This is a genomic window from Billgrantia ethanolica, from assembly GCF_021404305.1.
Lineage (GTDB): Bacteria > Pseudomonadota > Gammaproteobacteria > Pseudomonadales > Halomonadaceae > Halomonas > Halomonas ethanolica.
On sequence record NZ_JABFTX010000001.1, the window covers coordinates 63,962 to 74,993 of the forward strand.

Consider the following 11,032-nt stretch of genomic DNA (forward strand, 5'->3'; position numbering starts at 1 on the left):
AGTCACGAGATGCTTCAGGTATCCATTTACCGCTACAACCCGGAAACCGACTCCGCGCCCTACATGCAGGAGTACCAGCTCGACACCCAGGGTCGCGACCTGATGGTGCTCAACGTGCTGGAGATGCTCAAGGCCGAGGACACCACCCTGGCTTTCCGCCGTAGCTGCCGCGAGGGCGTGTGCGGCTCCGACGGCATGAACATGAACGGCAAGAACGGTCTGGCCTGCATCACCTCGCTGTCCGACGTGGTCAAGGACAACAAGCTGGTGCTGCGCCCGCTGCCGGGTCTGCCGGTGGTGCGCGACCTGGTGGTCGACATGGGGCTGTTCTACAAGCAGTACGAGCGCATCCAGCCGTACCTGCAGAACGACGAACCGGCGCCGGCCATCGAGCGCCTGCAGTCGCCCGAGGATCGCGACAAGCTCGACGGCCTCTACGAGTGCATCCTGTGTGCCTGCTGTTCGACCTCCTGTCCGTCGTTCTGGTGGAACCCGGACAAGTTCGTCGGTCCGGCCGGTTTGCTGCAGTCGTACCGTTTCCTGGCCGATTCGCGCGACACCGCGACCCGTGAACGCCTGTCGGAACTCGAAGATCCGTTCAGCGTGTTCCGCTGCCGCGGCATCATGAACTGTGTCGCGGTATGTCCCAAGGGGCTCAATCCCACGCGGGCCATCGGCAAGATCCGTGACATGCTGCTGGCGAATGCCACTTAAATCGTGGCGCGTAGCTTGCTATCATAGCGGCCGCAGTTCGGCCGCGACCTTGTGTCGCGGTCGGTTCGCACAGTAGCGACAGAGCCGGTGCCACAGGTACCGGCTCTTGAGCATGAATTTCAAGGTTTCCGGCCTCGCGGCTGGATCCGCCGGAAGAGAAGACGCCCTACCGGCAGGGCACCAGCCAAGCCGCCGCGGCTGGCCCGTGACGGCGCCGACAACACCCCATCAGTGTAGGGTGACCGAGAGATGCAACAAGGCATAATGGAGTTGATGTGGAACAGCTCCCACGTGAGCGGCAGCAACGTTCACTATGTGGAAGCGCTCTACGAGCAATACCTCGCCGACCCAGGTTCCGTGCCCGACGAGTGGCGAACCTACTTCGATCAGCTGCCGAGCGTCGATGGCAGCGCCACCCATGACGTCCCTCTCAGTCCGGTACGCGACCAGTTCCAGCAGTTGGCCCGCGCCCGCCGGACCACGGCGGGCGCTGCCGACAGCGGCGAGAACAAGAAGCAGGTCAAGGTGTTGCAGCTGATCAACGCCTATCGCTTCCGGGGACACCAGAAAGCCGATATCGACCCGCTCAAGCTGCGTAGCCAGGCGCCGGTTCCCGACCTCGACCTCTCCTTCCACCAGCTTTCTACGGCCGATCTGGACACCGAGTTCCAGACCGGCTCTTTCTTTCTGGGGATGGACAAGGCACCGCTGCGTGAGATCGTCGAGGCGCTGGAGCAGACCTACTGTCGCTCCATCGGCTGCGAGATCATGCATATCGTCGATACCGAGGAGAAACGCTGGCTGCAGCAGCGCTTCGAGTCGGTTCGCTCGGCACCCAAGTACAGCGCCGACGTGCGTAAGCACCTGCTGGAGCGCCTGACCGCCGCGGAGGGCCTGGAGAACTACCTGGCCTCCAAATATCCCGGCACCAAGCGCTTCGGTCTCGAGGGGGGTGAGGCATTCATCCCGATGATGGACGAGCTGATCCAGCGTGGCGGCGGCTACGGGATCAAGGAGATGGTCATCGGCATGGCCCACCGCGGCCGTCTCAACCTGCTGGTCAATATTCTTGGCAAGAACCCCTCTGAGCTGATCGACGAGTTCGACGGCAAGAAGCTGATCGAGCGCGGCTCGGGTGACGTCAAGTATCACCAGGGCTTCAGCTCCAACGTGATGACGCCGGGTGGCGAGGTGCATCTGGCGCTGGCTTTCAACCCCTCGCACCTGGAGATCGTCTCTCCGGTGGTGGAAGGCTCGGTGCGAGCCCGTCAGGACCGCCGTGACGACTATGAAGGCACCAAGGTCCTGCCGATCAACGTGCATGGCGACGCTGCCTTCGCCGGCCAGGGTGTGGTCATGGAGACGTTCCAGATGTCTCAGACCCGCGCTTACAAGACCGGCGGCACGCTGCACATCGTCATCAACAATCAGGTAGGCTTCACCACCTCGCACCCGCAGGACACTCGTTCCACCGAGTACTGCACCGACATCGCCAAGATGGTTCAGGCGCCGATCTTCCACGTCAACGGCGACGACCCGGACGCGGTGCTGCATGCCACCCAGGTGGCACTCGACTATCGTCAGCAGTTCCGCAAGGACGTGGTCATCGATCTGGTCTGCTATCGTCGCCGCGGCCACAACGAGGCCGACGAGCCCTCCGGCACCCAGCCGCTGATGTACCAGAAGATCAAGGATCACCCCTCCTCGCGCACGCTTTACGCGCAGCGTCTGGTGGAACAGGGCGTGCTCAGTGAGGAAGACGCCCAGGCGATGACCGAGACCTATCGCGAAGACCTGATGGCGGGCAATCACGTGGCCAATGCCCTGGTCCAGGAGCCCAACACCACACTATTCGTCGACTGGAAGCCCTATCTCGGTCACGAGTGGAGCGGCTACGCCGACACCGGCGTCGAGATGAAGCGCCTGCAGCGGCTGGCCGCGCGCATGTGCGACATCCCCGATGGCGTCGAGGTGCAGCGCCAGGTGGCCAAGATCTACGAGGATCGCCGCAAGATGCAGGCCGGCGGTCTGGCGCTGAACTGGGGCTTCGCCGAAACCCTGGCCTACGCCACCCTGCTCGACGAAGGGCATCCGGTGCGTATCACCGGCCAGGACGTGGGCCGCGGTACCTTCTCCCACCGCCATGCGGTGGTGCACAACCAGAAGGACGGCAGTACCTACGTGCCGCTGCAGCATCTGGCCGACGGCCAGCCGCGTTTCACCATCCACGACTCCTTCCTGTCCGAGGAGGCGGTGCTGGCGTTCGAGTACGGCTATGCCACGACGGCGCCCAACGACCTGGTGATCTGGGAAGCGCAGTTCGGCGACTTCTTCAACGGCGCTCAGGTGGTGGTCGATCAGTTCATCTCTTCCGGCGAGACCAAGTGGGGACGGCTGTGCGGCCTGACCATGCTGCTGCCTCACGGCTACGAAGGGCAGGGGCCGGAGCACTCTTCGGCGCGCCTGGAGCGCTTCCTGCAGCTGTGTGCCGAGCACAACATGCAGGTGTGCGTGCCCACCACGCCGGCGCAGATCTTCCACCTGCTGCGTCGTCAGGTGATCCGTCCGCTGAGAAAGCCACTGGTGGTGATGTCGCCCAAGAGTCTGCTGCGTCACAAGGAGGCGATCTCCAGTCTCGACGACCTGGCCAACGGCCACTTCCAGATGGTGCTGCCGGATCAGGGCAACCTCGAGGCGCAGAAGGTGACGCGCGTCGTCATGTGTGCCGGCAAGGTCTACTACGACCTGGCGGCCTGGCGCGAAGAGAACGGCCGCGATGACACCGCCATCGTGCGCATCGAGCAGCTCTACCCCTTCCCCAAGGAGGAGCTCTTCGAAGCGCTGAAGGCCTACGTCAACCTCGATACCGTGGTGTGGTGTCAGGAAGAGCCGCTCAATCAGGGCGCCTGGTATCCCAGCCAGCACCACATGCGAGCGGTGGCTGACATGCTCAAGAACGGCCTGGGTGGCGAGCTCAAGTTCGCCGGACGTCCGGCATCGGCAGCACCCGCGGCGGGCTACATGTCCGTGCATACCGAACAGCAGCGCCAGTTGGTGGAAGACGCCTTCAACATCTGAGCGACTCCACCGGGACGTAGAGAACATATAAGGGAAACGACATGGCTACCGATATCAAAGCGCCCACCTTTCCGGAATCCGTTGCCGAAGGCAGTGTGGCTGCCTGGCACAAGAAGGCGGGGGACAGCGTCGAGCGCGATGAGCTGATCGTCGAGATCGAAACCGACAAGGTGGTGCTCGAAGTGGTGGCACCGGAAGCCGGCACCCTCTCCGAGGTGCTGGTCGAAGAGGGCGACACCGTGCAGTCCGAGCAGGTGCTGGGCAAGATCGGTGCGGGCGCTGAGAAGAAGAGCGAGAAGGCCGACGCCAAGGCTGCACCGCAGAGCGAGGCCAAGGCGGCGCCGGCCGCCGGCGGCAAGTCTCATGAGGTGAAGGCGCCGACCTTCCCCGAGTCGATCCAGGAAGGCACCGTGGCCACCTGGCACAAGAAGGTGGGCGAGGCGGTCAAGCGCGACGATGTGCTGGCCGACATCGAGACCGACAAGGTGGTGCTCGAGGTAGTGGCTCCGGCCGATGGCGCCCTGGCCGAGATCAAGGCGGAGGAGGGCAGTCAGGTCGCCTCCGAGGCGGTGCTGGCCATCTTCACCGAGGGCGCGGGCGGTGCCGCGACGGCAGCAGACGCCACCCCGGCCGCTTCCGCCGATGACGGCTCGGGCGACGAGCGGATCGGCGACAAGATCCTGGCGCCGGCGGCCCGCAAGATGGTGGCCGAGCATGACCTCGACGTAAGCAAGATCGAAGGCACCGGCAAGGGCGGCCGCATCCTCAAGGAAGACGTGCAGCGCGCCGTTCAGGCCGGCACGGCCAAGAAGAGCGCTGCTCCTGCTGCCGCATCCAAGCAGGCTGCCGCCGCCCCGGCTTTCGAGGGCGAGCGTCCCGAGAAGCGCGTGCCGATGAGCCGTCTGCGTCAGACCATCGCCAAGCGTCTGGTCCAGGCTCAGCAGACCGCCGCCATGCTCACCACCTACAACGAGGTGGACATGGGTGCGGTGATGGATCTGCGTGCGCAGTACAAGGACACCTTCCAGAAGGCTCACGACGTCAAGCTCGGTTTCATGGGCTTCTTCGTCAAGGCGGCCTCCGAGGCGCTCAAGCGTTTCCCCGACGTCAACGCCTCCATCGACGGCACCGACATCGTCTATCACGGCTACCAGGACATCGGTGTGGCGGTTTCCACCGACCGCGGCCTAGTGGTGCCGGTGCTGCGTGACACCGACAGCATGAAGATCGCCGACGTCGAGAAAGGCATCGTCGACTTCGGCAAGCGGGCGCGTGACGGCAAGCTCGGCATCGAGGAGATGCAGGGCGGCACCTTTACCATCACCAACGGCGGCATCTTCGGCTCGCTGATGTCGACCCCGATCCTCAACCCGCCGCAGACCGCGATCCTGGGCATGCACAAGATCCAGGAGCGTCCCATGGCCGTCAACGGCAAGGTCGAGATCCGCCCGATGATGTACCTGGCCCTGTCATACGACCACCGTATGATCGACGGCAAGGATGCGGTGCAGTTCCTGGTGACCATCAAGGAGCTGCTCGAGGATCCGGCGCGCCTGCTGCTGGATATCTGACGGCGCCGAATCAACGGACTCAAACGCGAACCGATCAACAGGAAGAACCACATGGCCGACAAATTTGATGTGATCGTCATCGGTGCGGGCCCCGGGGGCTACGTGGCCGCCATCCGTGCCGCCCAACTGGGGCTGAAGACCGCCTGCGTCGAGAAATGGGTCAACAAGGAAGGCAAGACCGTCCACGGCGGCACCTGCCTCAACGTGGGTTGCATTCCCTCCAAGGCGCTGCTCGAGACATCCCACAAGTTCGTCGAAGCGCGCGATCACTTCGCCGAGATCGGCATCGATCTGGAACCGCCCAAGGCCAACGTGGCCAAGATGCTGGAGTTCAAGAACTCCGTCATCGCCAAGAACGTGGGTGGCATCAGCGCCCTGTTCAAGGCCAACGGCGTCACCGCCATCGACGGCACCGGCAAGGTGACCGGCACCAAGCAGGTCGAAGTCACCGACCACGACGGTGGCAAGACCACCTACGAAGCCGACAACATCGTCATCGCCGCGGGTTCGGTACCGGTGGAAATCCCGCCGACGCCGCTGCACGAGGACATCGTCGTCACTTCCACCGGTGCGCTGGAGTTCACCGAGGTGCCGGGGCGCCTGGGCGTGATCGGCGCCGGCGTCATCGGCCTCGAGCTGGGTAGCGTGTGGAGCCGCCTGGGCGCCGAGGTGACCGTGCTCGAAGCCATGGATACCTTCCTGCCGATGGTCGATACCGCCATCGCCAAGGAGACCCAGAAGCTGCTCAAGAAGCAGGGCCTGGACATCAAGCTCGGCGCACGCGTTACCGGCTCCGAGGTGAAGGGCAACGAGGTCACGGTCAAGTACAGCGACGGCAAGGGTGAGCAGGAGCAGACCTTCGACAAGCTGATCGTCTGCGTCGGTCGTCGTCCCTATACCAAGGGCGTGGTCGACGAGAACGTCGGCGTTGGCCTCGACGAGCGCGGCTTCATTCACGTCGACGATCAGTGCCGCACCAGCGTGCCCGGCATCTACGCCATCGGCGACTGCGTGCGCGGTCCGATGCTGGCTCACAAAGCCTCGGAAGAGGGCGTGATGGTGGCCGACATTATCGCCGGCCACAAGGCCGAGATGAACTACGATGCCATTCCCAGCGTGATCTACACCTCGCCGGAAGTGGCCTGGGTCGGCATGAACGAGCAGGAAGCCAAGGCCAAGGGCATCGCGGTCAAGACCGGGTCCTTCCCGTTCTCGGCCAACGGTCGGGCGCTGGCCAACAACGCGCCGGAAGGCATGGCCAAGATCATTGCCGATGCCGAGACCGACCGTATCCTGGGCATGCACATCGTCAGCCAGCATGCCGGTGAGCTGATTGCCCAAGGGGTGATCGCCATGGAGTTCGGCTCCAGCGCCGAGGATCTGGCGCTGACCTGCTACGCTCACCCGAGCACATCCGAGGCGATTCACGAGGCGGCGCTGGCAGTGGACGGCCATGCCATCCACATGGCCAACCGCAAGAAGCGCTAGTCGGTCGGAACGGGCAGTACGCAGTAGACGTAACAACGAGCGCCATCCATAGGGATGGCGCGTCGCGCCCGGCCATGTATCGGGCGCGGACGGGGGTAACCCGGCATCGACCGTCGCAGGCGGTGTTTCGCGGTTGCCGTTCGAGTCACATGCAACCAATGGCATGAATCGATGAACCTTCACGAGTATCAAGGCAAGCAGCTGTTTGCCGATTATGGTCTGCCGGTATCCAAGGGCTTCGCAGTCGATACCCCCGAGGAAGCGGCGGAAGCCTGCAGAAAGATCGGCGGTGACATGTGGGTCGTCAAGGCTCAGGTCCACGCCGGTGGCCGCGGCAAGGCCGGCGGTGTCAAGCTGATCAAGAGCCCGGAAGAGGCCAAGGCCTTCGCCGAGCACTGGCTGGGCAAGAACCTGGTGACCTACCAGACCGACGCCAACGGTCAGCCGGTCGCCAAGATCCTGGTCGAGAACTGCACCGACATCGCCAACGAGCTCTACCTGGGCGCTGTGGTCGATCGCACCACTCGTCGCGTGGTGTTCATGGCTTCCACCGAAGGTGGCGTCGAGATCGAGAAGGTCGCCGAGGAAACCCCCGAGAAGATTCTCAAGGCCGAGATCGATCCGCTGGTCGGTGCGCAGCCGTACCAGGCTCGCGAGCTGGCTTTCGCCCTGGGTCTGAAGGGCGACCAGGTCAAGCAGTTCACCAAGATCTTCCTGGGCCTGTCGCGTCTGTTCCACGAGAAGGATCTGGCACTGCTCGAGATCAACCCGCTGGTGATCACCGAGGAAGGCAACCTGCACTGCCTCGACGCCAAGATCAACCTGGACAGCAACTCCCTGTACCGGCATCCGGACCTGCAGGCGATGCGCGATCCCTCTCAGGAAGACGAGCGTGAGGCCGAGGCGGCCGCCTGGGAACTCAACTACGTGGCCCTGGAAGGCAACATCGGCTGTATGGTCAATGGCGCCGGTCTGGCCATGGGCACCATGGACATCATCAAGCTCCATGGCGGCCAGCCGGCCAACTTCCTCGACGTGGGCGGCGGTGCGACCAAGGAGCGCGTGGCGGAGGCCTTCAAGCTGATCCTCTCCGACGACTCCGTCAAGGCCGTACTGGTCAACATCTTCGGCGGCATCGTGCGCTGCGACATGATTGCCGAGGGCATTATCGGTGCCGTCGAGCAGGTCGGCGTCAACGTACCGGTGGTGGTGCGTCTCGAAGGTAACAACGCCGAGCTGGGTGCCGAGAAGCTGGCTTCCAGCGGTCTGAACATCATCGCTGCTACCAGTCTGACCGATGCGGCTCAGCAGGTCGTCAAGGCAGCGGAGGGCAAGTAATGAGCATCCTGATCGACAAGAACACCAAGGTCATCTGCCAAGGCTTCACCGGCGGGCAGGGGACCTTCCATTCCGAGCAGGCGATTGCCTACGGTACCAAGATGGTCGGCGGCGTCACCCCGGGCAAGGGCGGCCAGGAGCACCTGGGCCTGCCGGTGTTCAACACCGTCAAGGAAGCGGTCGAGAAGACCGGCGCCGAGGCCAGCGTGATCTACGTACCGGCCGCCTTCTGCAAGGACTCGATCCTCGAAGCCGCCAATGCCGGCATCAAGCTGATCGTGTGCATCACCGAAGGCATCCCGACCCTCGACATGCTCGACGTCAAGGTCAAGTGCGATGAGCTGGGCGTGCGCCTGATCGGTCCGAACTGCCCGGGTGTCATCACCCCGGGCGAGTGCAAGATCGGCATCATGCCGGGCCACATCCACAAGCCGGGCAAGGTCGGCATCGTGTCGCGTTCCGGCACCCTGACCTACGAAGCGGTCAAGCAGACCACCGACCACGGCTTCGGCCAGTCGACCTGCGTGGGCATCGGCGGCGACCCGATCCCGGGCTCCAACTTCATCGACATCCTGGCGATGTTCGAGAAGGACCCGAAGACCGAGGCCATCGTCATGATCGGCGAGATCGGCGGCACCGCCGAGGAAGAGGCCGCTGCCTACATCAAGGCCAACGTGACCAAGCCGGTGGTGTCCTACATCGCCGGTGTCACCGCGCCTCCGGGCAAGCGCATGGGCCACGCCGGTGCGATCATCTCCGGTGGCAAGGGTACCGCTGACGAGAAGTTCGCCGCGTTGGAAGACGCCGGCGTGCGTACCGTCCGCTCCCTGGCCCAGATCGGCGACGCGCTGAAGGACGTCACTGGCTGGTAAGCCTGGCTCATCAGCGGTTGGCCACACGGGGCGCCTCATCGAGGCGCCCCTTTTTTTTTGCATCTTCCAATGTCCGGTGTTCGCTTCAGGCCAGTGCCTCGTCGAAGCGTGGGGCATCCATGCCCAGCAGCTGAAGCTCGAGATCGTCGGCTTCCATGGCCTGCGGCAGTTGCTTGTCGTCGCCCTGGGCCCGGTAGGCGAAGCGCCAGGCCTCGCCCGGCGCCAGCTCGCGCGAGTCGCCGACCCGATAGCTCTCTCCCTCACGGCTGAATTCGCCGTTCCATAGCGTGTCCAGCTCGTCGTCCAGCTCGAAGCGGAGATCGGGCAGCGCCAGCGTCTCCTGGGTCACGTTCTCGACGAATATTTCAGCGCTATGGCCGTCACTCCACTCGTCGAGCATATTACCGGTCACGACCAGCTCGGTCGTATCGTCGATCAGCGGGGGTAGCAGGCCGTCATCACTCGCCAGCACCTCCCGTTCGCTGGGGACGGGCATCGGCTCGGCATCGAACAGGCTGCGCGAGGCCACGTGCAGCGTGGTGCCGTCTCCGAATATCGCGTAATGCATGTCGACCAAGGTGTCGTCGGTGCCCTTGTCGTCGCGGATGCGTACCTCGTCGTCGACGAAGTCGATGCGGTAAGCGTCGAAATCGCTCGTATAGCGGGCGGTGTTGGTACCGCCACTGCCGATCAGAACGTCTTCACCGTCGTTCCAGTCATCGCCGGGGCCGCCTTGCAGGATGTCGTTGCCGGCGCCGCCGATCAGGGTATCGTCGCCCAGGCCGCCGTTGAGGTAGACCCCATCGTCGCTGCCACGAATCACGTCGTCGCGGCGGGAACCGACGACATAGTCGAAACGGACCTGGTTGGCGTCCGGGTCGGTGGGGGCGCCGAATGCCTCTCCCTCCTCGTTGATCCAAAGGGTCGGTGACAGACCGTCGCTTTCCGGGTCGCGCAGCGAGCGTTCGACCCTCACCTGGTTGCCGTGGTCGCGTCCGCCGTGGAAGTTGACGTCGCGATCGGTGCGGGCGATCTCGATGTCATTGTCGACGGCGGAGCGCCAGGAGGCGAATAGCAGGCCATGCCGCATGCCGCTGTCCTCCAGGCCGGTGAACGAGCCGTCGTAGCTTTCGCGCAACTCGAAGGCATAGCCGTTACCACCGCTGCCTTTGTTGAATGCGCCTTCGGCGGAGATATCGGCAGCGTCGGCATCCACTGACCGCGAGACATGAAAGGCGGTGGACGGGCCATTCCTGACCTCGATATCGTGGAGTCGCGAACCGGTGGTACCGTCGAGATACACGCCTTTGAAGCCCGTCAGCTCGCTCTCGGTATTCTGGAAGCTTGCAGCGTCGGGAGTGCCGAGATCGAAATCGATGCCGAAGCCCGACAGGGCGACGTCATCGACGCTGGCTACTCTTTCCACCTGGGTCTTGCCCGCTTCGAAATCGAAATGTACCCCACGGTCCAGGCTGACCCGCCCATCCTCCACTGCCGTGACCTTGGCCATGCTGGTGCGCAGCTCCGCATGCTCCTGCTTGCGCCACGTGCTGTCGCCTATCTCATCGAAAAAGGCGCTGTCATTGTCCTGCCACAGGCGCAGGGTATCGCCCACTTCCAGTTCGGTATCGATGACGATACTCGTCTCACCCTGCCGTACGGTGGCATCGAGGGTGCCGAGGTCGAGGCTGTCGGCGGTGCCGTCCAGCTTGATGGCATGGCCCTGATCCAGGGCGCTGCGGGTGAAGGTCAGGCGGGTGGCGTCGGAGCCGGCTCCGCTGAGGGTGAGATCAGAACGATCGATGGTCAGAGGGCCGTCGAGCCTGTAATCACCCGCCGAGAGTTCGATGGTGGCACCCCTCGGCGCGTCATCGATCAGGGTCTGCAGGGCCGCTGCATTCGTGGAAGGGCCGGCCGTTAACACGGACATGTCGTCTCTCCTCGGGAACGTTGTTTCGAGACTCGGCTTCG

At 63.9% G+C, this 11,032-nt stretch carries 7 protein-coding genes; 6 read left to right on the plus strand and 1 reads right to left on the minus strand.

Translation table 11 applies throughout. The annotated features are described in order from the left end of the window. Window positions 1-9 precede the first annotated feature (9 nt). The 6 genes from HOP53_RS00335 (at window position 10) to sucD (ending at window position 9,061) form a co-directional block, all read left to right on the plus strand. Window positions 10-714 carry a succinate dehydrogenase iron-sulfur subunit gene (locus HOP53_RS00335; RefSeq protein WP_234268013.1) on the plus strand — a complete coding sequence of 235 codons (705 nt, stop codon included), beginning with the start codon at window positions 10-12 and terminating at the stop codon, window positions 712-714. Between the two features lie 249 nt (window positions 715-963). Further along, window positions 964-3,792 (plus strand): 2-oxoglutarate dehydrogenase E1 component, encoded by a 2,829-nt coding sequence (locus HOP53_RS00340; RefSeq protein WP_234268014.1) that lies wholly within the window; start codon window positions 964-966, stop codon window positions 3,790-3,792. A 41-nt stretch (window positions 3,793-3,833) separates the two neighbouring features. Next, window positions 3,834-5,363, plus strand: coding sequence for a 2-oxoglutarate dehydrogenase complex dihydrolipoyllysine-residue succinyltransferase (gene odhB, locus HOP53_RS00345; protein WP_234268015.1), 1,530 nt, complete (start codon window positions 3,834-3,836; stop codon window positions 5,361-5,363). 51 nt (window positions 5,364-5,414) lie between these two features. Further along, complete coding sequence (gene lpdA, locus HOP53_RS00350) at window positions 5,415-6,851, plus strand: dihydrolipoyl dehydrogenase (protein WP_234268016.1); 1,437 nt, start codon at window positions 5,415-5,417, stop codon at window positions 6,849-6,851. A gap of 171 nt (window positions 6,852-7,022) precedes the next feature. After that, complete coding sequence (gene sucC, locus HOP53_RS00355; protein ID WP_010627758.1) at window positions 7,023-8,189, plus strand: ADP-forming succinate--CoA ligase subunit beta; 1,167 nt, start codon at window positions 7,023-7,025, stop codon at window positions 8,187-8,189. Further along, window positions 8,189-9,061: a succinate--CoA ligase subunit alpha gene (sucD, locus tag HOP53_RS00360; protein WP_086510770.1), complete on the plus strand. Its 873-nt coding sequence runs from the start codon at window positions 8,189-8,191 to the stop codon at window positions 9,059-9,061. Before sucC ends, sucD begins: the two co-directional genes overlap by 1 nt. Before the next feature lie 85 nt (window positions 9,062-9,146). On the opposite strand, the gene HOP53_RS00365 is transcribed toward sucD, so the two are convergent. After that, window positions 9,147-10,991: a calcium-binding protein gene (locus tag HOP53_RS00365; RefSeq protein ID WP_234268017.1), complete on the minus strand. Its 1,845-nt coding sequence runs from the start codon at window positions 10,989-10,991 to the stop codon at window positions 9,147-9,149. Between the last annotated feature and the right edge of the window lie 41 nt (window positions 10,992-11,032).

Coding starts and splice junctions, on each gene's coding strand:
- odhB (WP_234268015.1), top strand. CDS start 3,834: ATGGCTACCGATATCAAAGCGCCCACCTTTCCGGAATCCGTTGCCGAA.
- sucC (WP_010627758.1), top strand. CDS start 7,023: ATGAACCTTCACGAGTATCAAGGCAAGCAGCTGTTTGCCGATTATGGT.
- HOP53_RS00335 (WP_234268013.1), top strand. CDS start 10: ATGCTTCAGGTATCCATTTACCGCTACAACCCGGAAACCGACTCCGCG.
- sucD (WP_086510770.1), top strand. CDS start 8,189: ATGAGCATCCTGATCGACAAGAACACCAAGGTCATCTGCCAAGGCTTC.
- HOP53_RS00365 (WP_234268017.1), bottom strand. CDS start 10,991: ATGTCCGTGTTAACGGCCGGCCCTTCCACGAATGCAGCGGCCCTGCAG.
- lpdA (WP_234268016.1), top strand. CDS start 5,415: ATGGCCGACAAATTTGATGTGATCGTCATCGGTGCGGGCCCCGGGGGC.
- HOP53_RS00340 (WP_234268014.1), top strand. CDS start 964: ATGCAACAAGGCATAATGGAGTTGATGTGGAACAGCTCCCACGTGAGC.